Origin of the sequence: Streptococcus sp. UBA4344, from assembly GCF_002393675.1 — a bacterium.
GTDB classification, from domain to species: domain Bacteria; phylum Bacillota; class Bacilli; order Lactobacillales; family Streptococcaceae; genus Streptococcus; species Streptococcus vicugnae.
This window is the reverse complement of the sequence record NZ_DGTE01000037.1, coordinates 1-23,675: the sequence shown is the minus strand read 5'-3', so window position 1 is coordinate 23,675 and position 23,675 is coordinate 1. Positions and strand designations below refer to the sequence as shown.

Below are 23,675 nucleotides of genomic sequence, written 5' to 3'. Positions count from 1 at the left end.
TATGAAATTAAAATCTTTTAAACTAACAAATAATATCATTTACTACCTAACAGCATTCTGTTTGCCTTTTGTCATCTTATTTTTAGCTCTTTTAGCTGAAGATATTACCCTTAACGGTGAAACGACTATTTTAGCTAGTGATGGTTTTCATCAATATGTTATTTTTGCTGAAAATTTACGAAACATCTTACATGGTTCAGATAGTCTATTTTATACTTTTACAAGTGGACTCGGTTTAAATTTTTATGCTCTAATTAGTTATTATCTTGGAAGTTTCTTCTCACCTTTGGTCTACTTCTTTAGCTTAAAGAGCATGCCAGATGCTATTTATCTCTTTACTTTATTAAAAGTTGCCTGCATGGGGTTATCTAGTTTCTATAGTCTTCGTCAACTTTATCCAAAGGTATTAAAACCATTTACCGTTATTCTGTCAACCTCATATGCTCTAATGAGCTTTGCCATTAGTCAGATTGAAATCAACATGTGGTTAGACGTTTTTATCCTCTTACCTCTAATCATTCTTGGACTTCATCGACTACTAAATCAGAAAAAATTTGTCCTATATTACATTACCTTAACCATTCTCTTTATCCAAAATTACTACTTTGGTTTTATGGTTGCCATTTTCCTTGTCCTTTATTTTCACGTTCAAGTAAGCAAAGAAAAGCACTGGAAAACGATTGGACGTCAATTTATAGACTTTACAATTGTGTCAATCTTAGCTGGACTATCTAGCTGTGTAATGCTCTTGCCAACTTACCTAGACCTATCAACACATGGGGAGAAATTTTCTACCTTTACAGAATGGTTTACAGAAAATTCATGGTTTCTTGATTTATTTGCCAAAAACTTTGTTGGCTCTTATGACACAACTAAATTTGGCTCAATTCCTATGATTTATGTGGGAATTTTCCCTCTAATTTTGGCCATTATCTTCTTTACAATCAAGTCAATCAAATGGCAGACACGTTTAGCCTGCAGTGTTGTTTTGCTGCTAATTATCGCAAGTTTTTACCTTGAACCTTTAGACTTAATGTGGCAAGGGATGCATTCACCAAATATGTTCCTTCACCGTTACTCTTGGACATTTTCAATAATCATTATTCTTCTAGCAGCAGAAACTTTATCACATCTCAAAGAACTAATTGTTAAACACTATCTTATTGGAATTATTCCTCTAGTAGTTGGATTTTTAGCTACAACACTACTGAAAAGTCACTATCAATTTTTAGAAGCACCACAAATCATTATTACTTTTTCTTTCTTGATGGCTTATGCCATTATATTGACTAGCTACGCTAAGCAGTACTTAACCTTTAATCTATTTGTTAGCTTTACACTTCTCTTTACACTATTTGAAATATCACTGAACACTTATTATCAGATTAACGCACTAAATAATGAATGGGTATTTCCATCACGTCAAAGTTATGAACTTCATTTAACAGATACTGAACAACTCATCCAAAAAGCCAATAAACTTAAAACCACTTTCTATCGTACAGAAGAATTACTTCCTCAAACAGGTAACGATAGCATGAAGTATAATTACCATGGTATTTCCCAATTTTCATCTATTCGAAACACCACTTCTAGCAGTACACTAGATCGCCTAGGATTTAAATCAACAGGAACCAATCTCAATCTTCGTTATCAAAACAATACCTTGTTGATGGATAGTTTATTTGCTGTAAAATATAATCTTTCTGAAACAGATGTCAACAAATTCGGATTTCACTATGTAAGTGACTCTGGCGATACGTCATTATACGAAAATCAATATGCTAGCCAACTCGCTATTTTAACAAATGGCCTTTACAAAGATGTTGACTTCAGTGTCAACACACTTGACAACCAAACCAACTTAATTAACAATTTAACTGGTCTTTCTGAAAGATACTTTACTCGTGTAGCTTCTCAATTAACAGGTGGAGCTAATCTTCTAAACGGCCGTGTAACATCAAGTAATGACGATGAATTAAATGCACATGCCAATTACGATTTAACCGTAGCTCCTAATACTCAACTTTATGTTAGTGTTCCCAATATCACATTTTCTAATGAAAACAGCCAAAAGGTACAAATCACTGTCAACGGTAGAACAGTAGACTATACGACTGATAATGCCTATACTTTCTTTGATCTCGGTTATTTTGAAGATAGTCAAGTTTTACGTGTAACACTTACATTTCCTGAAAACAATCAAGTGTCATTTAATCAACCCAATTTCTATGCACTTGATATAGCAAATTACCAAAAAGCTATGACTATTATTGATAACCAAAATGTTAAAGTAACAACCCATAAAAATACCGTAACAGCTACCTACAAAACTAATAAAACTTCATCACTCTTCTTTACTATTCCATATGATAAAGGGTGGACAGCCACTCAAAATGGACAAAAAATCACCTTATCAAAAGCACAAGACGGCTTTATGAAGGTTGATGTGAAACCAGGAAAAGGAAAAGTTATCCTAACTTATGTTCCAACAGGATTTAAAGAAGGTGTCGTTTTATCACTAATTGGTATCACATTATTTGCAAGCTATAATACCGTCAGAAAACGAAAAAAACAAAAGGAAGTGAGATAAAAAGGGTATAAAAGTTAATTAACGTGTGAACCTACTCAGCAGTGATTGATTGACACTAAAGTCAGTAATCACTGTTTTTTATATTTCCTGACAGAGACCTTTAACAATCCAGATTGTTAAAGTACAAAACCACTGCGTAATACTTATTAAAACTACAGAAAAAGAGGCTAGAACAAATGTTCTAGCCTCTCTGAGTAATAAAAAATCCTAAGTAAAACTTAGGAAGGTGTCTTATCACTCCGGCAGTAGGACTCGAACCTACGACATCATGATTAACAGTCATGCGCTACTACCAACTGAGCTATGCCGGATAAACAAAAAAACTGCTAAGCAGTAGTTTTATAGTCCGTACGGGATTCGAACCCGTGTTACCGCCGTGAAAAGGCGGTGTCTTAACCCCTTGACCAACGGACCAGAAGTTTTAGGATTTTCCCTCAACACTCTTATTATTATACCAGATATTTTTTCTTTGTCTATAGTTTTTTTCAATTTTTTTTACTTTTTTTGAAGTTTTTTGCACTAAATTATCGCCAAAAAATTCAAACAATTTTAACGTGCTAAAAAGCCTTTAACATCAAGCATTTACAGGTGAACTTTCGGTAAAGAAGAAAATTGTTTACTAGTAAAAAAGCAATTTTTTCTTTTACTTATTCTTTACTTTTTAAAAACCAAGCAGGCCAGTGTAAAGTTCGATTTTTAGTTGACAGAAAAGCTGTTATTTTGATAGAATGATTAAGTTGATATGGTCTCATAGCTCAGCTGGATAGAGCATTCGCCTTCTAAGCGAACGGTCGCAGGTTCGAATCCTGCTGGGATCAAATCTTAAACCGGCTTTAGCCGGTTTTTTTTATGTATTAATGTTTCACATGGAACAAAAAAACAGCTCACAAGAACTGCTTTTTTACTTATGATAAGGACTTCCTTGTTGAATCATAAAAGCTCGATAAATTTGTTCTGCTAAAACTAAACGCATCAACTGGTGGGGAAGCGTTAATAAGCCAAAGCTTAACTTAAGATTTGCGCGCTTTTTGACCTTATCAGCTAATCCAAGACTTCCTCCAATAACAAATACAATATCTGAATAGCCCCTCAAAGTAGCATCAGCAATCACCTTGCTAAATTCTTCTGATGGTAGTTGCTTGCCTTCAATCGCTAAAACAATGACATAATCACGATCAGATATCTTGGCTAAAATACGGTCGCCCTCTTTTTCCATAATTTGGTGATTTTGCGCATCACTAGCATTATCTGGTGTTTTTTCATCAGGCAGCTCAACAATTTCAAATTTGGCAAAACGGCTCATACGTTTGCCGTACTCAGCAATACCATCTTTTAGGTATTTTTCCTTTAATTTTCCAACAGCAATAATTTTTACTTTCATGCTTTCTATTCTACCACATATTCACAAGCTTTTCACACATTATCCACATGTTAACAATCTATAAACAGGCTTAATATCGCCATAATTTAGGGATTTTCAATCAAACTTCAAAAGTTTTCCACAACCTGTGGATTACTTTCTTTTTTTGCTCTTTTAAGGTATAATTAAGTCGTTTTTTATATTCTATCTGTAAATTAAAAAGGGAGGTAGAGACGTGAAAAAATTAAAATTTCAAAAAGTCAATTACAAAAAAATGCTTAAACCATTATCGGTTATTTTAATCGGTTTTATTGGAGGGGTCGCCGGAACCTTGCTCATTTTAAATATGGCTGGCATCTCAATCAATAATGTAAGTGGATCAAATACCAAAACCACAACAAGTAAGGTAAGCTATTCAAACTCAAATGATACAACAAAAGCTGTCGAAAAAGTGGGAGAATCAGTTGTATCAGTCATTAATTATCAGTCAAATACAGCATCAAATGATTTATATACTCAAATGTTTGGTGGCAATTTAGATAATAACACTAATAATAATGGCTCAGATAGTGATTTAAGCATCGCTAGTGAAGGTTCTGGGGTGATTTACAAAAAAGATGGCAATTCTGCTTACGTCGTTACTAATAACCACGTTGTCGATGGTGCTAGTCAAATCGAAATCATGCTTTCTGACGGTACAAAAGTAGTCGGTGAATTAGTCGGTGCCGATACATACTCAGATATCGCCGTTGTCAAAATTGCTTCTGATAAAGTCACAACGGTAGCTGAATTTGCTGATTCAGATAAAATTACTGTTGGTGAAACAGCCATTGCTATTGGTAGCCCTCTAGGTACTGATTATGCAAACTCTGTTACGCAAGGTATTGTATCAAGCCTAAGCCGTACGGTAACAATGACAAACGATGATGGAGAAACTATTTCAACTAATGCCATCCAAACAGATGCCGCTATTAACCCTGGTAACTCTGGTGGTGCTTTGATTAACATTGAAGGACAAGTGATTGGTATTAATTCAAGTAAAATTTCTTCTACCTCAGATTCTGGATCAGGTAATTCTGTAGAAGGTATGGGATTTGCTATTCCAGCTAATGATGTGGTTAAAATTATTAATCAATTAGAAGCAAACGGAAAAGTTATCCGTCCAGCACTTGGTATCACAATGGCTAACCTAAGTGATTTGTCAACAACAACAATCAGTCGCCTAAATATTCCAACTAGCGTCACAGCTGGTATCGTCGTTGCTTCAGTTCAATCAGGTATGCCTGCTGAAGGAACACTTAAAAAATACGATGTGATTACAGCTATCGATGATAAAGATGTTTCTTCTATCACAGATCTTCAAAGTGTCCTTTACGGTCATTCAACTGGAGATTCTATCAAGGTAACCTTCTATCGTGGTACTGAAAAGAAAACAGAAACTATTAAACTAACGAAAACAACACAAGACCTCTCTTCATCAAATCAATAATTTAACTAAAAACTAATGAGGCTGAGCTTCTCAGCTTCATTTTTTAAAGGAAAAAACTATGATTGAAACACTTAATCTCATACCTATTGACGATATTGCTCCAAATCCTTACCAACCTCGCTTGAAATTTAAGCAAGAAGAATTAGAAGAACTTTCTCGCTCAATAAAAGCAAACGGCCTCATACAGCCGATAATCGTCCGTAAATCAGATATTTTTGGTTACGAGCTCATTGCAGGAGAAAGACGTCTTAAAGCATCAAAAATGGCTGGTTTAAGCGAAATTCCTGCAATTATAAAAGATATTACTAATAAAGAAAGCATGCAGCTTGCCATTGTCGAAAATTTGCAGCGCTCTGACCTCAATCCTATTGAAGAAGCCAAAGCTTATCAGCAACTCTTAGACAGAAATCAAATGACACATGAAGAACTGGCTCAATTTATGGGAAAATCTCGCCCCTACATTACCAATTGCTTGCGCTTATTAAATCTGCCTCAAAGTATTTCTAAAGCCGTCGAAAAAGGTGAACTTTCCCAAGGACACGCGCGCGTGCTACTGACACTCAAAGAAGAAAAAGAGCAGGAGAAGTGGTACCAAAAAATAATAATTGAAGAAATTAGTGTTCGCAAATTAGAACAATTGGTAAAATCCAGTAAAAAGAAAAAAACTTCTCCCAAAACCAATAAAAAAAATATTTTTATTCGTCATCAGGAAGAAGAATTATCAAAATTATTAGGTCTTCCTGTCACCTTATCCCTTTCTAAAAGTGGCTTTAAAGGTGACCTACAATTACATTTTCAGTCTGAAGAAGACTTTAACAGAATTATCAACAGGCTAAAATAGCCTGTGAATTTCGATTTTACATTTTCAGAGTTTTCCACAACAAAAATAGGCTAAAATCACTGATTTTAGGCCTTTTCTTATGTTATCCACACCTTGTGGATAACTTTTATAAACAGTGTGGATTTTTTATTTTCAACATTGTGGAAAACTTTATTGTTTTATGTTAAAATAATCTATGAATTATCCACAAAAAGGAAATGACTATGACTGAAAATGAACAAATTTTTTGGAATAGGGTCCTTGAACTGGCGAAAAGTCAACTAAAACAAGCAACATATGAATTTTTTGTTTTAGACGCTCGGTTGATTCAAATTGAGCAAAATACGGCGACAATTTACCTGGATCCTATGAAAGAACTGTTTTGGGATAAAAATTTAAAACCAATCATTTTAACGGCTGGTTTTGAGGTTTATAATGCTGAAATTGTAGTCAACTATGTCTTTGAAGAAGATTTAGCAAAACAGACAGTAGCAGAACCGACATCTCAAGTTCTCCAAACACCACAAAAGAACAACTTGCCACAGGTTGATTCAGACTTGAACACAAAGTATACTTTTGACAACTTTGTCCAAGGTGATGAAAACCGTTGGGCCTTTTCTGCGTCTTATGCCGTTGCTGACGCACCCGGTACAACTTACAACCCCTTGTTTATCTGGGGTGGACCCGGACTTGGAAAAACCCATTTGCTTAATGCCATTGGTAATGCGGTATTGCAAAACAACCCTAAAGCGCGTGTGAAATACATCACTGCGGAAAATTTTATCAATGAATTTGTCATCCATATTCGTTTAGACACTATGGAAGAATTAAAAGAAAAATTCCGTAATCTTGATGTTTTGCTAATCGATGATATCCAATCATTAGCTAAAAAAACATTATCTGGTACACAAGAAGAGTTTTTCAATACCTTTAATGCACTTTACGATAATAACAAACAAATCGTACTGACCAGTGACCGCACACCAGATCATCTCGATAACCTCGAACAACGTCTGGTCACGCGCTTCAAGTGGGGCTTAACCATCAATATCACACCACCTGATTTTGAAACACGTGTGGCTATTTTGACTAATAAAACACAAGAGTACGATTATATTTTCCCTCAAGATACTATCGAATATCTCGCTGGGCAATTTGACTCTAACGTACGTGATCTAGAAGGAGCTTTAAAAGACATTAGCCTTGTAGCAAGTATTAAAAAAGTTCAAACGATTACCGTAGATATTGCAGCAGAAGCCATTCGTGCACGTAAGCAAGATGGTCCAAAAATGACTGTTATCCCAATTGACGAAATTCAAAGTCAAGTTGGTAAATTTTACGGTGTTACTGTCAAAGAAATCAAGGCAACTAAACGTACCCAAGATATCGTTTTGGCACGTCAGGTAGCTATGTATTTGGCACGTGAAATGACAGATAACTCACTTCCAAAAATCGGAAAAGAATTTGGTGGACGTGATCACTCAACCGTTCTACATGCCTACAACAAAATCAAAAATATGTTGGCTCAAGACGATAGTTTGCGAATCGAAATTGAAACCATCAAAAACAAGATTAAGTAGGACTTGTGGATAAGTGATAGAAAACAATGCAATTTATCCACAAGTTGTTAACAACTCTTGCTCTGTGATTTTTCAGGCGTTTTGAGAGTTATCAACAGTTTAAACAAGACCTACTACTACTACTAACTTAATACTTATAAAATAAAGGAGTTATCTCATGATAAAGTTCTCAATTAATAAATCCTTCTTTCTTCAAGCATTGAATGCAACCAAGAGAGCAATCTCTTCAAAGAATGCTATTCCAGTTTTATCTACTATCAAAATTGAAGTTCAAAATAGTAACATTACCTTAACAGGTTCTAATGGACAAATTTCAATCGAAAATACTATTCCAACTTCTAATGAAAATGCAGGTCTTTTGATTACTTCACCCGGTGCAGTACTATTAGAAGCAAATTTCTTTATTAATATTGTCTCAAGTCTTCCAGATGTTACTTTAGATTTTGAAGAAATTGAGCATCATCAAATCGTATTGACAAGTGGTAAATCAGAAATTACCTTAAAAGGTAAAGACGTAGATCTTTACCCACGTCTTCAAGAAATGGAAACTGAAAATCCATTAGTTTTGGAAACAAAATTATTGAAATCTATTATCACTGAAACTGCCTTTGCAGCCAGTCTTCAAGAAAGTCGTCCAATTTTGACTGGTGTTCATATGGTACTTAGTGATCATAAAGATTTTAAAGCAGTCGCAACTGACTCACACCGTATGAGTCAACGTAGATTGACTTTAGAAAATACGTCAAATGACTTTAATGTTGTTATTCCAAGTAAATCATTACGTGAATTTGCAGCAGTCTTTACAGATGATATTGAAACTGTTGAAGTATTCTTTTCAGACAGCCAAATGCTTTTCCGCAGTGATTACATTAGTTTCTATACACGTCTTCTAGAAGGAAATTATCCTGATACAGATCGTCTATTGACAAACTCATTTGAAACAGAAGTAACGTTCAATACAGTTGCTCTTCGTTCAGCAATGGAACGTGCTCACTTGATTTCAAATGCTACTCAAAACGGAACTGTAAAACTTGAAATTGTTAATAATAATGTATCAGCTCACGTTAACTCTCCTGAAGTTGGTAAAGTAAACGAAGAGTTGGATATTATTGACCAATCAGGAAGTGACTTAACCATTAGTTTTAACCCAACTTACTTGATTGAAGCTCTTAAAGCTTTGAAGAGCGAAACAGTTGTTATCCGTTTCATTTCTCCAGTACGTCCATTTACATTAATGCCAGGTGATGATGCTGAAAACTTTATCCAATTGATTACACCTGTTCGTACAAACTAAAAATCTTTAAGGAAACTTTAAGGATGAATTCGTATACTATAATCATCCTAAAACTTTTCTTTTTCATAATCTCCAGCAAGGGCACCGTCTATACAGTGCTCTTGCTTTTTATGTTATAATATCTTTTGATATGACACTTTATATTATTGCTAATCCTCATTCAGGAAATCGTAGTGCCAAAGATGTTATTACAACGTTGAAACATAAGCTAAATCAAGAGATAGCTGTTTTTCTAACGCGATATCCAGATGATGAAGAAAATCAAGTTAAACACGTTTTAGAAACATTTCAGTGTAATCAAGATAGGTTATTAGTTCTAGGTGGTGATGGCACCTTATCAAAGGTCTTATATTATTGGCCAGCTGACTTTCCTTTTGCTTATTACCCAATTGGTTCTGGAAATGATTTTGCGCGTGCTCTTGGGTTGAAAAAAGATTTTACACGTCTTATTGAGTCTACTAAGCAAGAACCAAAAGAAATTACGGTTTATACTTATCAGAATGGATTGGTCTTAAACAGTTTGGATCTTGGTTTTGCTTCTTGGGTTATTAACCATGTTGAACAGTCACAACTAAAAGCTAGACTTAATAAATATCATTTGGGAAAATTGACTTATATCATAACAGCCATTCAATGTTTGATTAAAAAGCCTGCTTTGGCTTCGCTTTGTTTGGAGACTGAGTCAGGAGAATTGGTTGAGGTCAATAATCATTTTTTCTTTTCACTTGCCAATAATACTTATTTTGGTGGTGGTGTGATGATTTGGCCACATGCGACAGCTTATTCAGAACAATTAGATTGTGTTTATGCTAAGGGTGAGACTTTATGGGAACGCGTGTTAGTTTTATTAAGTCTTGTTTTTAAAATTCATGAATACTCACCTTATCTGCAGCATCAGTCGTATAAAGAGGTGACCATTAGGACACCTGAAAAAAGTTTAGTAGAGATTGATGGTGAAATCGTGTCATTGGATGAAGTGACACTAACACCTCAAAAGCGTTATATTTATCTGTAAAGGAGAAATCATGTACGAAATTGGAAGTCTTGTTGAAATGAAGAAACCTCATGCTTGTACCGTTAAGGCAACTGGTAAAAAGGCAAATGAGTGGGAAGTGATTCGCATTGGAGCTGATATTAAAATTCGTTGCACTAACTGTGATCACGTTGTCATGATGAGTCGTCATGATTTTGAACGTAAGTTGAAGAAAGTATTATAATATTTAATTACAATTAATTAATTTTGAAAAAATATTATATTCAGTGCAACCTTAGAAAGCTTAATTTATTAAGCTTTCTTTATTTTTAGCAACTACTAATTGCAGCTTAAAGTGCTAGTCTTTAAAATAAAAAATGCCTATACTAACATAAAAAAAGCATGGGTGGTTATTTATTATGTTTATTAATCTAATTAAGTTGTCTCCTTTATTCAACTCAATTCTTGTTACTGCATTATTTTTAATTTTAGGGGAAATAGTATCGTTTTTTAATCTTCCTACCCCAATATATGAATTTATTCTTCTTGTGGTTTATCTAAGTTTTGCTTACTTTTTTACTAAAAAAATTAATAGACAATCTTTAAAAGGATGGGAATTAAAGATTTCTAAGCAATCATTTAAGGGGTTTAGTATAAGCTTGGTGGTAACCTCATTTATTATTATTTTCGCAACAATTCTTTCTCAGTCTTTATTTCATGATGAAATTATTAAGTTAAGAGGAACGGTTAATTTTATTACGATAACAGTAACGTTACTATTATTTTTTATTGAATCTTTTATTAAGCAAGGATTTCCAGAGGAATTAATTTTTAGAGGGTATATGGTCCAAAGTTTGCGAAAAAAATATAACATTTTCCAAACAATGTTACTTTCTGTTGGATTATTTTCTTTAATGCATGCTATTCATATATTTATGGATGGATTATTTTATGGTATATTAACAATGTTTTATGCCTTTAGTTTTGCATGCTTAGCTTATTTATTGAAGTCTGTGTTTAATACAACATGGGCTGCTGTTGCAGTACATGGAGGTGTTCATATGACGAGAATGATACTAATGTTGTTTGGTTTTTCAGAAAATAATCACGCTATATTTTTTCAAAGTTTGCTATTATTTGTAGTATCATTATTAGTATTTTTTAAAGTTAGAAACAAGGTATTTATGTATTGAGTAACGGAGGGATAAAATGGAATTTTCTACTCAATTAAAAAAATTACGTACTGAAAAGAAGTTATCTCAAGATGCTTTAGCGGAACAATTATTCATATCACGACAATCAATTTCAAAATATGAAACGGGAGAATCAACACCTGATTTAGAAAATTTAATTAAAATTGCTGATATTTTGGAAGTAAGTTTAGATGAATTAGTTTTGGCCAAAAAAACTGATAAGATTGTTGAGCGAGTTATTGAAAGAGAAAGAAGTACTTCTATGAATATTTGGGAGTTCTTAGATAAAAAATGGTGGTTGGTATTTCCAATTGGTACATTTTTATGGTTAATAGCGCTTGCTTTATAATGATAAGGTTTGATTAATTTTAAGTCTGCGCATATAGCAGGCTTTTTTGAGTAATTTTATGCTATAATAGTTGTGATTGAATAAATTTAACGGAGACTACTAAAATATGGCTTTAACAGCAGGTATTGTTGGTTTACCAAACGTCGGAAAATCAACTCTTTTTAATGCGATTACAAAGGCAGGTGCGGAAGCTGCTAACTATCCTTTCGCGACAATTGATCCTAACGTTGGTATGGTAGAAGTTCCAGATGAACGTCTACAAAAATTGACTGAACTTATCACACCTAAAAAGACAGTTCCAACAACTTTTGAATTTACTGATATTGCGGGTATTGTAAAAGGAGCATCTCGTGGTGAAGGTCTTGGTAATAAATTCCTTGCTAACATTCGTGAAGTAGATGCTATTGTTCACGTTGTTCGTGCATTTGATGATGAAAATGTTATGCGTGAACAAGGGCGTGAAGATGCTTTTGTTGATCCACTTGCTGATATTGATACAATTAACTTGGAATTGATTCTTGCTGACTTAGAATCAGTTAACAAACGCTATGCGCGTGTTGAAAAAGTGGCACGTACACAAAAAGATAAAGATTCTGTTGCAGAATTTAACGTTCTTCAAAAAATCAAGCCAGTGCTTGAAGATGGAAAATCGGCTCGTACAATTGAATTCACAGAAGATGAACAAAAAATTGTTAAACAATTGTTCCTTTTGACAACAAAACCAGTTCTTTACGTAGCAAATGTTGATGAAGATAAAGTTGCTAACCCAGACGACATCGAATATGTAAAACAAATTCGTGAATTTGCAGCAACTGAAAATGCTGAAGTTGTCGTTATCTCAGCGCGTGCGGAGGAAGAAATTTCAGAACTTGATGATGAAGATAAAGAATTCTTCCTTGAAGATCTTGGATTGAAAGAATCTGGTGTCGATCGTTTGACTCGCGCAGCTTACCATTTGCTTGGTCTCGGAACTTACTTTACTGCGGGTGAAAAAGAAGTTCGTGCATGGACATTTAAACGCGGTATTAAAGCTCCTCAAGCAGCTGGTATCATTCACTCTGACTTCGAACGTGGATTCATCCGTGCGATTACAATGTCTTACGATGATTTAATTAAATATGGTTCAGAAAAAGCTGTCAAAGAAGCAGGTCGTCTTCGTGAAGAAGGGAAAGATTATGTGGTTCAAGATGGTGATATCATGGAATTCCGCTTTAACGTCTAAGCAAAAATCATAATAAAACATCAAATGAGGTTGGAAAAAAGTTTTTCCAGCCCTTTTGGCATTTGAAAGGAAAAAATAATGGTAAAAATGATTGTTGGTCTGGGAAACCCAGGCAGTAAATATCACGAAACAAGACACAATATTGGCTTTATGGCAATTGACCGTTTAGCCAAAGATTTGAATGTGACTTTTTCAGAAGAAAAGAATTTTAAAGCTGAAGTAGGTTCTTGCTTTTTAAACGGAGAAAAAGTTTATTTAGTTAAACCAACAACTTTTATGAATAATTCAGGAATTGCAGTTCATGCTTTGCTGACTTATTATAATATTGCTATCGAAGATTTCATGGTGATTTATGATGATTTAGACATGGAAGTTGGACGTATTCGTCTTCGACAAAAAGGCTCAGCCGGTGGTCATAATGGTATTAAGTCTATTATTGCTCACACAGGAACACAGGCATTTGATCGTATTAAAGTGGGGATTGGACGTCCTAAGCAAGGTCGTTCAGTTGTTGATCATGTTCTTGGAAAATTTGACAAAGACGACTATATCACTGTTACTAACACACTTGAAAAAGTTACTGATGCTGTTCAATTTTACTTACAGGAAGCTGATTTTGTAAAAACAATGCAAAAATTTAATGGGTAAGTCTATGAATATTATTGATTTATTTAGTCAAAATAAGCTAATTCAGTCATGGCATGGGGGTGTATCTAATCTTGGCAGACAACTTGTCATGGGTTTGTCAGGAGCAAGTAAAGCTCTTGCTATCGCCTCAGCTTATCAGGCTAATGAAGAAAAAATAGTAGTTGTCACATCAAGTCAAAACGAGGTTGAAAAACTAGCTAGTGATTTATCTGGTTTGATTGGTGAGGATAATGTTTACACGTTTTTTGCGGATGATGTCGCTGCTGCAGAATTTATTTTTGCATCAATGGATAAAGCTCATTCGCGCCTAGAAGCTTTAAATTTTTTACAGGATAATAATCAATCTGGTATCTTGATTACAAGTCTAGTAGGGGCACGTGTTTTACTACCAAATCCTAAGGCATATTCTAAAAGTCAACTACATTTTGTTGTCGGTGATGATTACAACCTTGACAAGGTTGTAAAGGTGTTGTCAAATGTTGGGTATCAAAAAGTCTCTCAAGTTTTGAACCCTGGTGAGTTTAGTCGACGTGGTGATATCATCGATATTTATGAAATAACAGCAGATTATCCTTACCGTTTAGAGTTCTTTGGTGATGAAGTTGATGGCATTCGTCAATTTGATGCACAGACTCAAAAATCTCTTACTAATGTTGAACAAGTAACGATTTATCCAGCAGATGAATTAATCTTATCAGAAGAAGATTTTACTAGAGCTAATCATGCATTTGAGAAACTTTTAGAAACTGCAAAAGAGGAGCAACAAGCTTATTTGAGTGAGCTTTATGCAACAACCCAAGAGCAATATAGGCACCAAGATATTAGACGTTTTCTATCACTGTTTTATGCTAAGCAGTGGACACTTATAGATTACATTCCTAAAGGAATTCCTGTCTTCTTTGATGACTATCAAAAAATTGTTGATCGTAATGCTAAGTTTGATTTAGAGGTTGCAAACTTATTGACAGAAGATTTACAACGCGGTAAAGCAGTGTCAAGTTTGGTTTACTTTGCTGATATTTATAAAGATTTGCGACAGTATCAGCCTGCAACCTTCTTTTCAAACTTCCATAAGGGTTTGGGAAATCTAAAATTTGATAAACTTCACAATTTTACCCAATACCCAATGCAAGAGTTCTTCAATCAGTTCCCTCTATTAATTGATGAGATTAATCGTTACCAGAAGTCTAAAGCAACGATTTTAATTCAATCAGATACTCAGCATGGTCTAGAACGCCTTCAGGAAAATTTGCAAGAGTATGGTTTAGATTTGCCGGTAGCGGATGCGGGTGATTTACAAGAACATCAAGCGCAGTTAGTGGTTGGTAATTTATCAAACGGTTTTTACTTTGCTGATGAAAAGCTTGTTTTAATTACGGAACATGAAATTTACCATAAAAAGATAAAACGTCGTATTCGTCGTTCAAATATCAGTAATGCAGAGCGTTTGAAAGACTACAATGAACTTTCTAAGGGTGATTATGTGGTTCATCACGTTCATGGTATTGGTAAATTTTTAGGTATTGAAACCATTGAAATTCATGGTGTGCACCGTGATTATTTAACGATTCAATATCAAGGTTCTTCAACGATTTCATTACCCGTAGAACAAATTGAAAGTCTATCGAAATACGTTTCGGCAGATGGTAAAGAGCCTAAGATTAATAAATTAAATGACGGCCGTTTCCAAAAAACAAAACAAAAAGTCTCTAAGCAAGTCGAAGACATTGCAGATGATTTGTTGAAACTCTATGCTGAACGCAGTCAACTAAAAGGTTTTGCCTTTTCACCAGATGATGATTTACAAAAAGAATTTGATAACGATTTTGCTTATGTAGAGACAGAAGATCAGCTTCGTTCTATCAAAGAAATCAAGCATGATATGGAAGAAGCTAAGCCAATGGATCGTTTATTGGTAGGGGATGTTGGTTTTGGTAAAACCGAAGTTGCTATGCGTGCTGCTTTTAAAGCTGTTAAGGACCACAAGCAGGTAGCTGTTTTGGTACCAACGACCGTTCTTGCTCAACAGCACTATACGAACTTTTCAGAGCGTTTTGATAATTACCCTGTAGCAGTTGATGTGCTTAGCCGTTTCCAAAGTAAAAAAGAGCAAACAGCTACTTTAGAAAAATTGAAAACAGGTCAAGTTGACATTATTATCGGAACACATCGTCTATTATCAAAAGATGTTGAGTTTGCTGATTTAGGTCTGATTATCATCGATGAAGAACAACGTTTTGGTGTGAAACACAAGGAAAAACTGAAAGAACTTAAGACTAAAGTTGATGTTTTAACCTTAACAGCAACGCCAATTCCACGAACACTTCACATGTCAATGTTGGGAATTCGTGATTTATCAGTTATTGAAACCCCACCAACTAACCGTTATCCTGTTCAAACTTATGTTTTGGAAACTAACCCTGGTTTAATCCGTGAAGCTATTATTCGTGAGATTGATCGTGGAGGTCAAGTTTTCTATGTTTACAATAGAGTTGACACCATTGACCAAAAAGTCTCAGAACTGCAAGAGTTAGTACCTGAAGCAAGTATTGGCTTTGTTCATGGTCAGATGAGTGAAATCCAACTTGAGAATACTCTGATGGATTTTATTGAAGGAGTTTACGATGTTCTTGTTGCGACAACAATCATTGAGACTGGTGTCGATATTTCTAATGTGAACACTTTATTTATTGAAAATGCTGATCATATGGGATTGTCAACCTTGTATCAACTTCGAGGTCGTGTTGGGCGCTCGAACCGCATTGCTTATGCCTATCTCATGTACCGCCCAGACAAGATTTTGACAGAGGTTTCTGAAAAACGTCTGGATGCCATTAAAGGGTTTACAGAGTTGGGGTCTGGATTTAAGATTGCTATGCGTGACTTATCCATTCGTGGTGCGGGAAATATTCTCGGTGCTTCACAAAGTGGTTTTATCGATTCAGTTGGTTTTGAGATGTACTCACAGTTGCTTGAGGAAGCTATTGCCAAGAAACAAGGAAAATCCCAAGCGCGTCGTAAGAGTAATGCTGAGATGAATCTTCAAATTGACGCCTATCTACCAAGCGATTATATTGATGATGAACGTCAAAAAATTGAAATTTACAAACGCATTCGTGAAATTGAAAGCCAGAAAGATTATCAAAGTTTACAAGATGAATTGATTGATCGTTTTGGCGAATACCCTGACCAAGTCGCCTACTTACTTGAGATTGGTTTGGTCAAGTCTTATATGGATAATGCTTTTACAGAACTTGTAGAGCGTAAAGATAACAACTTATTGGTACGTTTTGAGAAAGTTTCGTTACAACATTACTTGACACAAGATTATTTTGAAGCTCTTTCTAAAACAGACTTGAAAGCCCGTATTGGTGAAAATCAAGGTAAGATTGAAATTACCTTTAATGTTCGCGGAAAGAAAGATTACGAAATCCTAGAAGAACTTCAAAAATTTGGTAGCATGTTAGGTGAAATCAAAGCTAGAAAAATACAACAAGACTAGCTGTCAAAGACTTTTGTCAGTAGAAAGCTAGTATATCAAAGAGATTTTATGGTAAACTTTTTGATAAAGCTTAGACTGGCATTATCAAGGAGGTCAAAATGAAACTTGAACGCAGATTAGTTGAATTGAGAAAGGAAAAAAATCTCTCCCAAGAAGAATTGGCAGAAAAGCTCTATGTTTCACGTCAAACAATTTCTAATTGGGAACGAGGTAAAACTTACCCAGATATTAATTCACTTTTGTTGATAGCGACCTATTTTGATGTTTCTTCAGATTGTGTGCAAAAATGCACAGCTTCTATGTAATTATAAATAATTATGACGCAGTGGCTTGGAGGAACTAGTCAACTTAGAGTTTTCCATGTACAATTGTTAGGAACTTTAGTGCCAATCAATCACTGCTGGGTGGGTTCTAAGGCGCTGATAAATCAGCTTTTACAACCCTACTCAACTTTGCTGGGGTGAGACGAAAAATCAAATTTCTTCGAAATTACCGATTTTTGTCTCATTCCTTTTTATTACATTATCTTAACAAACATATTGAAAACAGTTATTTTCTGAAAAAAAGTGATAAAATAGAAAAGATTGCGAGGTAAAATATTATGAGATTAGATAAATATTTAAAAGTATCCCGTATTATAAAACGTCGTCCAGTTGCTAAAGAAGTAGCTGACAAAGGACGTATCAAAGTAAATGGTATCTTAGCTAAATCATCAACTGATTTAAAAATTAACGACGAAGTTGAAATTCGTTTTGGAAATAAATTGTTGACTGTACGTGTCTTAGAAATGAAAGACAGTACTAAAAAAGAAGATGCAACTAAAATGTACGAAATCATTAATGAAACAAGGATAGAAGCGGATGGAGAAGCCTAATATCGTTCAATTAAATAATCAATACATCAATGATGAAAATACCAAAAAACGTTACATAGAAGAAGAAAATCGCAAACGCAATCGTTTTATGGGATGGATTTTAATTGTTGTCATGTTATTGTTTATTTTGCCAACTTACAACCTTGTCAAAAGTTATCAAACTTTGCAAGAACGTAAGGATAAAGTTGTTTCACTTCAGAAAACATATAACAATCTGGTCGTTGAAACGGATGCTGAAAAAGTTTTGGCTAATCGTTTGAAAGATGAAAATTATGTTGAGAAGTATGCTCGTGCTAAGTATTACTTATCACGTTCAGGCGAAACGGTTTATCCATTGCCAAATCTATTACCAAAATAATATGGAAAATTTAATCGAAACTATTGAAAAATTTCTAGCTTATTCTGATGAAAAGTTAGAAGAATTGGCTGAAAAAAATCAAAAATTACGAGAAGAAAATCACCAATCAACTAAAAAAGAATGAAAGGAGGAGCCAATGAAAAGACTATTCGCAGTGATGCTAATACCATTTTTCTTGACTTCTCTTTCTGCTGTTAGTACTGAAAAAAACGTAGATTTAAGTAATACCGATAAATATCGATTGACAGCTGGTATAGCGGCATCGACTACTTATTTTGATGCTATACCAGCAAATCCTGCCCTTATCCAAACTAGCGACATTTATAAAGATAGTAATTTAACGGTTGTTTCAAGAACAATCACAGCTGATAGTCAATTGGATATTGTTAGCATTCTGATTAACGATAACTCTCAACCTGTTTTTGAGTTATCAGATGGTAACTATATTGAAGCTAGCCGCCAGTTGATTTACGATGATGTTATTCTTAGCCAAGAGTCACTGTCAGAAAACTACTGGCTAAAGGATGGTTTTCAAGTTTATCAATCACCATATGTAGTTGGAACACAAGAAGTGAAGACAGATTTAAACGCTTATTCAGCAGTTACTGTTTCACAAAAAGCGACAACTCATCATGGAACTTATTATAAAGTTGATGGTAAAGGATGGATTAGCGAAGAAGCTTTGTCTGATACTGATAACCGCATGGAAAAAGTTCAGCAGGTTCTTAATCAGAAATACAATAAGAATAATTACTCAATTTACGTTAAACAACTGTCAACCCAAGAAACAGCAGGGATTAATCCTGATACAACAATGTATGCAGCTAGTGTTGCCAAATTAGCGACACTGTATTACGTTGAAGAAAAAATTCAGGATGGCAGTGTTAAGATGGATGATAAACTAAAATACACTGCTGATGTGAATACCTTTGCTAAAGCTTATAACCCAAGCGGTAGCGGAAAAATTAGCAAAACAGCTGATAATAAGGATTACAGCGTTGAAGATTTATTAAAAGCTGTTTGTCAGAACTCTGATAACGTTGCGACAAATATTTTAGGTTATTATGTTGCTAAACAATATGGTGAACATTTCACCTCAGACATTAGTGCTGTAACCAATACTAATTTTGATATGAAGACACGTGAAATGTCTTCTAAAACAGCTGCTGATTTAATGGAAGCTATTTATCAGCAAAATGGCGAAATCATTTCGTATTTGTCATCAACTGCTTTTGACAATGCACGTATCTCTAAAGATATTAATGTTCAGGTAGCTCACAAAATCGGTGATGCTTATGATTACAGACACGATGTTGCTATCGTTTATGCTAATCAACCTTTTATTTTGTCAATTTTTACAGATAAAGCTTCTTATGACGATATTTCAAATATCGCTAATGACGTTTACAACATTTTGAAATAAGTGAAGTCTTATGTATGATAAATTAGTAAAAGAAATTCAAAAACAGGCATATTTCGCCAAACATAAAAAAATTTTAATAGCTGTCTCAGGTGGAGTAGATTCTATGAATCTGCTACACTTTTTGTATATATACCGAAAAAAATTAGACATAGAGATTGCTATTGCTCACGTTAATCATAAACAGCGTATTGAGTCAGATACTGAGGAAGCTTATCTACGAGAGTGGGCGAGAAAACACCAAGTACTAATTCATGTGGCTTATTTTTCAGGGATTTTTTCTGAAAAAGCTGCGCGTGATTTTCGTTACAGTTTTTTTAAAGAGATGATGAATGAGCACCATTATACAGCTCTTGTAACGGCTCACCATGCAGATGATCAAGCTGAAACTATTTTTATGCGTCTTTTACGTGGTAGTCGCTTGCGTCATTTATCTGGAATGCAGCCAGTTAATGCATTTGGTAACGGTGAGTTGATTCGTCCTTTCTTGACATATTCGAAGAGGGATTTACCTGACATTTTTCACTTTGAAGATGATACCAATCGCTCTTTAGATTTTTTGAGAAATCGTATTAGAAATCGTTATTTTCCAATTTTAGAGGAAGAAAATCCTAAATTTAAACAAGCCCTTCGTCATCTTGGAAATGAAAGTCAGCAACTTTTCCAAGCTTTTCAGGATTTAACAAAGGATATTGATCCAACAAATTGTTCTCAATTTCTAGCTCAGACTCCTGCAGTTCAAGCCCTTCTTTTTCAAAATTACCTTGAAAACTTTCCTGAATTGCAAGTGTCTCATGGACAGTTTGAGGAAATGTTGCATCTTTTAAGAAATAAATCTAATGCTAACTATCATGTGAAATCAGATTACTGGCTAGTTAAAGATTATGAAACATTTCAAGTGAAAAAAATCAGCCCTAAGACCGATGGGGAACTAGCTCAAAAGATGCTAGAATATAACAGTATAGTCAATTATGGTCAGTTTCAATTTCAATTTGTTAGCAAAGATAAGGAAGGCATAGCCATTTACAGTTTAAATCCTATTCTTTTGAGAAAAAGACAGGAAGGTGACCGCATTGATTTTGGAGATTTTTCGAAAAAATTGCGTAGGCTTTTTATCGATGAGAAAATTCCAAGTCAAGAACGTGCTAATGCTATTATCGGCGAGCAGGATGGAAAAATTATTTTTGTCCAGGTTGCTGATAAAACTTATTTGAGAAAACCCTCTAAACATGATATAATGGAGGGCAAATTGTATATTGAAAAAATTAGAAATAGGTGATGTCATGCTTGAACAAGATATTGAAAAAGTGTTGTATTCTGAAGAGGAGATTATTGCCAAAACCAAAGAATTAGGCGCACAACTTACAAAAGACTATGAAGGTAAAAATCCTCTATTAATTGGTGTTTTGAAAGGTTCTGTACCTTTTATGGCAGAATTGATTAAACATATCGACACACATGTCGAAATTGATTTTATGGTTGTCTCTAGCTACCACGGCGGAGTAAAAAGCAGTGGTGAAGTAAAAATCCTTAAAGACGTTGATACGAACATTGAAGGTCGTGATGTCGTATTTATCGAAGATATCATCGACACTGGACGTACTCTAAAATATCTTCGTGATATGTTTAAATACCGTAAAGCAAGTTCAGTAAAAATCGCAACTCTTTTTGACAAACCAGAAGGTCGTGTCGTTGACATCGAAGCTGATTATGTCTGCTATGATGTTCCAAATGAATTTATCGTAGGGTTTGGTCTTGACTATGCTGAACGTTACCGTAATTTACCATATGTTGGCGTTTTGAAAGAAGAAATCTATTCAAAATAGTAGAAAGTCGTTAGTTAATATATGAAAAATAACAAAAATAATGGCTTTGTTAAAAATTCCTTTATTTATATTCTTGTCATTATTGCGGCGATTACCGCATTTCAATATTATTTGAGAGGAACAAGTACACAAAGTCAACAAATTAATTACTCGACTTTAGTTAAGCAACTTAAAGCGGGTGATATTAAATCGATTACTTACCAACCAAACGGTAGCATTATTGAAGTAAGTGGTAAGTATTCGAAACCTAAAAAAACAAAATCAAGTGCTTCTCTTCCTTTCCTAGAAGGAAGTAACTCAACATCAGTTACTGAGTTTACATCAATTATTTTACCAAGTGATTCTTCTATTGATACACTTACTAAAGCGGCAGATGATGCAGATGTTGATGTAAATATCAAACAAGAAAGTTCAAGCGGTGCTTGGCTATCTTTGGCATTAACTTATCTTCCACTTATCCTAGTAATTGTCTTCTTCTTCATGATGATGAATCAAGGCGGAAATGGTGCTCGTGGAGCGATGAGTTTTGGTAAAAATCGAGCTAAGTCACAAAATAAAGGTGACGTTAAAGTGAGATTTTCTGATGTTGCTGGAGCTGAAGAAGAAAAACAAGAACTTGTTGAAGTTGTTGATTTCTTAAAAAATCCGAAAAAATATAAAGCACTTGGTGCTCGTATTCCAGCTGGTGTTCTTTTAGAAGGCCCTCCAGGAACAGGTAAAACTTTACTTGCAAAAGCCGTTGCCGGTGAAGCTGGCGTCCCATTTTTCTCAATTTCAGGTTCTGATTTTGTTGAAATGTTTGTGGGTGTGGGTGCGAGTCGTGTTAGATCACTATTTGAAGATGCTAAGAAGGCAGAGCGTGCAATTATTTTCATCGATGAAATCGATGCTGTCGGAAGACAGAGAGGTTCTGGTATCGGTGGTGGACACGACGAACGTGAACAGACACTTAACCAGTTATTAGTTGAAATGGATGGTTTTGAAGGTAGTGAAGGTGTTATCATCTTAGCCGCTACAAACCGTGCTGACGTTCTTGATCCAGCCTTATTAAGACCAGGTCGTTTTGACCGTCAGATTATGGTATCAAATCCTGATAAGCGTGCAAGAGCAGCTATCCTTAAGGTGCATGCACGTAATAAGAAGTTTGCACCTGATGTAAACTTTGAAAACATTGCGATGAGAACTCCAGGTTTCTCTGGTGCAGAATTAGCAAACGTATTAAATGAAGCTGCATTATTAGCAGTAAGACAGGGTCATTCGGTTATCACATTGGATGATGTGGATGAATCAATTGATCGTGTTATCGGTGGTCCAGCTAAGCATTCAAGAAAATATACTGAAAAAGAAAGAAAACTTGTCGCTTATCATGAATCTGGACATGCGATTATCGGGTTAACATTGGAAGATGCTAACCAGGTACAGAAAGTTACTATTGTTCCTCGTGGAGAAGCTGGTGGCTATAACTTAATGACACCAAGAGAAGAAACATACTTCCAGACAAAGACTCAGCTTTTAGCTACAATTGCTGGATTTATGGGTGGACGTGTCGCTGAAGAAATCTTCTTCGGAGATATTTCATCCGGTGCTCATAACGATATTGAACAGGCAACACGTATTGCTCGTATGATGGTTACTGAATTAGGTATGTCTGAATTAGGACCAATCAAATACGATAGTGGACAGGATGCGGTCTTCCTAGGAAGAGATTATTCTCGTTTAAGCAATACCCATTCAAGTCAGATTGCCTTTGAAATTGATCAGCAGGTAAGAAAGATTATTGAAGATGCTCATAAACAAGCAACTGATATCATCAATGCACAAAAAGATAAGCTTGAACTTATCGCTAATGCATTGCTTGAAAATGAAACATTAAATGCTGAACAGATTACAGCACTTTATGAAACAGGAAAAATGCCTGAAACATTTGATGGTGATAATACTGAAGAAGTAGAAGAACCAGTAAAAGAAACACCTGTTTCTACAGATGATGATCTACTAGATGAAATGAAATAAAGCGCTATGCGCTTTATTTTCTTATCGGGGGAAACAAATGAAAAGACGTTATATAACGCTGGTCGTAATCACTTTCTTAGTAGCATGTATGATAATTCCACTCATACAGATGATTGCGATCTAGATGAGGAGAATAACATGAAAGATTATTTAGTTAGAGG

20 protein-coding genes, 3 tRNA genes and 1 pseudogene are annotated in these 23,675 nt (G+C 34.8%); 21 read left to right on the top strand and 3 right to left on the bottom strand.

The features are described from left to right. The first annotated feature begins 1 nt into the window (after position 1). Positions 2–2,593, top strand: a complete 2,592-nt coding sequence (locus B4D49_RS07230; protein WP_286783644.1) for a YfhO family protein — start codon at positions 2–4, stop codon at positions 2,591–2,593. Positions 2,594–2,830: 237 nt separating this feature from the next. On the opposite strand, the gene B4D49_RS07225 is transcribed toward B4D49_RS07230, so the two are convergent. Together B4D49_RS07225 and B4D49_RS07220 are read right to left on the bottom strand one after the other, a co-directional pair. Then, a tRNA-Asn gene (locus B4D49_RS07225) sits at positions 2,831–2,904 on the bottom strand. 31 nt (positions 2,905–2,935) lie between these two features. Then, positions 2,936–3,007 (bottom strand) — tRNA-Glu (locus B4D49_RS07220). 330 nt (positions 3,008–3,337) lie between these two features. Between B4D49_RS07220 and B4D49_RS07215 the strand changes: the two genes are divergently transcribed. After that, a tRNA-Arg gene (locus B4D49_RS07215) sits at positions 3,338–3,411 on the top strand. 83 nt (positions 3,412–3,494) lie between these two features. On the opposite strand, the gene rlmH is transcribed toward B4D49_RS07215, so the two are convergent. Continuing rightward, a complete protein-coding gene (gene rlmH / locus B4D49_RS07210) occupies positions 3,495–3,974 on the bottom strand; it encodes a 23S rRNA (pseudouridine(1915)-N(3))-methyltransferase RlmH (RefSeq protein WP_132870041.1) in 480 nt (159 codons plus the stop codon). A 253-nt stretch (positions 3,975–4,227) separates the two neighbouring features. Between rlmH and B4D49_RS07205 the strand changes: the two genes are divergently transcribed. From B4D49_RS07205 to ftsH, 19 genes and pseudogenes are all read left to right on the top strand, one after another. Further along, entirely contained in the window at positions 4,228–5,442 is a 1,215-nt protein-coding gene (locus tag B4D49_RS07205) for a S1C family serine protease (protein WP_286783658.1), read from the top strand. A gap of 58 nt (positions 5,443–5,500) precedes the next feature. Next, positions 5,501–6,283, top strand: a complete 783-nt coding sequence (locus tag B4D49_RS07200) for a ParB/RepB/Spo0J family partition protein (RefSeq protein ID WP_199544916.1) — start codon at positions 5,501–5,503, stop codon at positions 6,281–6,283. A gap of 203 nt (positions 6,284–6,486) precedes the next feature. After that, positions 6,487–7,842, top strand: a complete 1,356-nt coding sequence (gene dnaA / locus B4D49_RS07195) for a chromosomal replication initiator protein DnaA (protein WP_132869995.1) — start codon at positions 6,487–6,489, stop codon at positions 7,840–7,842. A gap of 157 nt (positions 7,843–7,999) precedes the next feature. Further along, a complete protein-coding gene (dnaN, locus tag B4D49_RS07190) occupies positions 8,000–9,136 on the top strand; it encodes a DNA polymerase III subunit beta (protein WP_199544919.1) in 1,137 nt (378 codons plus the stop codon). A 130-nt stretch (positions 9,137–9,266) separates the two neighbouring features. Further along, complete coding sequence (locus tag B4D49_RS07185; protein WP_286783643.1) at positions 9,267–10,151, top strand: diacylglycerol/lipid kinase family protein; 885 nt, start codon at positions 9,267–9,269, stop codon at positions 10,149–10,151. Positions 10,152–10,161: 10 nt separating this feature from the next. Next, on the top strand, positions 10,162–10,353 hold the full coding sequence (locus B4D49_RS07180; RefSeq protein ID WP_132869920.1) for a DUF951 domain-containing protein: 192 nt from the start codon (positions 10,162–10,164) through the stop codon (positions 10,351–10,353). A gap of 175 nt (positions 10,354–10,528) precedes the next feature. Beyond that, entirely contained in the window at positions 10,529–11,302 is a 774-nt protein-coding gene (locus B4D49_RS07175; protein WP_286783642.1) for a CPBP family intramembrane glutamic endopeptidase, read from the top strand. A gap of 16 nt (positions 11,303–11,318) precedes the next feature. Further along, the gene (locus B4D49_RS07170; RefSeq protein ID WP_286783641.1) at positions 11,319–11,651 is read left to right on the top strand and encodes a helix-turn-helix domain-containing protein; all 333 of its coding nucleotides are present in this window, start codon (positions 11,319–11,321) and stop codon (positions 11,649–11,651) included. 106 nt (positions 11,652–11,757) lie between these two features. Further along, positions 11,758–12,873: a redox-regulated ATPase YchF gene (gene ychF / locus B4D49_RS07165; protein WP_024344481.1), complete on the top strand. Its 1,116-nt coding sequence runs from the start codon at positions 11,758–11,760 to the stop codon at positions 12,871–12,873. 78 nt (positions 12,874–12,951) lie between these two features. Next, positions 12,952–13,521, top strand: a complete 570-nt coding sequence (gene pth / locus B4D49_RS07160) for an aminoacyl-tRNA hydrolase (RefSeq protein WP_132869490.1) — start codon at positions 12,952–12,954, stop codon at positions 13,519–13,521. 4 nt (positions 13,522–13,525) lie between these two features. Beyond that, the gene (mfd, locus tag B4D49_RS07155) at positions 13,526–17,023 is read left to right on the top strand and encodes a transcription-repair coupling factor (RefSeq protein ID WP_286783640.1); all 3,498 of its coding nucleotides are present in this window, start codon (positions 13,526–13,528) and stop codon (positions 17,021–17,023) included. 98 nt (positions 17,024–17,121) lie between these two features. Further along, a pseudogene (locus B4D49_RS07150) lies at positions 17,122–17,298 on the top strand (helix-turn-helix transcriptional regulator); the annotation flags it as partial. A gap of 326 nt (positions 17,299–17,624) precedes the next feature. Then, positions 17,625–17,897: an RNA-binding S4 domain-containing protein gene (locus B4D49_RS07145; protein WP_006531199.1), complete on the top strand. Its 273-nt coding sequence runs from the start codon at positions 17,625–17,627 to the stop codon at positions 17,895–17,897. Then, positions 17,884–18,255: an FtsB family cell division protein gene (locus tag B4D49_RS07140; protein ID WP_074482257.1), complete on the top strand. Its 372-nt coding sequence runs from the start codon at positions 17,884–17,886 to the stop codon at positions 18,253–18,255. The genes B4D49_RS07145 and B4D49_RS07140 overlap by 14 nt, the downstream gene beginning before the upstream one ends. A gap of 1 nt (position 18,256) precedes the next feature. Then, a complete protein-coding gene (locus B4D49_RS07135) occupies positions 18,257–18,379 on the top strand; it encodes an SP_0009 family protein (RefSeq protein ID WP_199544922.1) in 123 nt (40 codons plus the stop codon). Between the two features lie 12 nt (positions 18,380–18,391). Beyond that, the gene (locus B4D49_RS07130; protein ID WP_286783638.1) at positions 18,392–19,678 is read left to right on the top strand and encodes a serine hydrolase; all 1,287 of its coding nucleotides are present in this window, start codon (positions 18,392–18,394) and stop codon (positions 19,676–19,678) included. A 10-nt stretch (positions 19,679–19,688) separates the two neighbouring features. Continuing rightward, on the top strand, positions 19,689–20,954 hold the full coding sequence (gene tilS, locus B4D49_RS07125) for a tRNA lysidine(34) synthetase TilS (RefSeq protein ID WP_286783637.1): 1,266 nt from the start codon (positions 19,689–19,691) through the stop codon (positions 20,952–20,954). A gap of 4 nt (positions 20,955–20,958) precedes the next feature. Continuing rightward, positions 20,959–21,501: a hypoxanthine phosphoribosyltransferase gene (hpt, locus tag B4D49_RS07120; RefSeq protein ID WP_074482435.1), complete on the top strand. Its 543-nt coding sequence runs from the start codon at positions 20,959–20,961 to the stop codon at positions 21,499–21,501. Between the two features lie 21 nt (positions 21,502–21,522). Beyond that, positions 21,523–23,514 carry an ATP-dependent zinc metalloprotease FtsH gene (gene ftsH / locus B4D49_RS07115; RefSeq protein ID WP_286783636.1) on the top strand — a complete coding sequence of 664 codons (1,992 nt, stop codon included), beginning with the start codon at positions 21,523–21,525 and terminating at the stop codon, positions 23,512–23,514. Positions 23,515–23,675 lie beyond the last annotated feature (161 nt).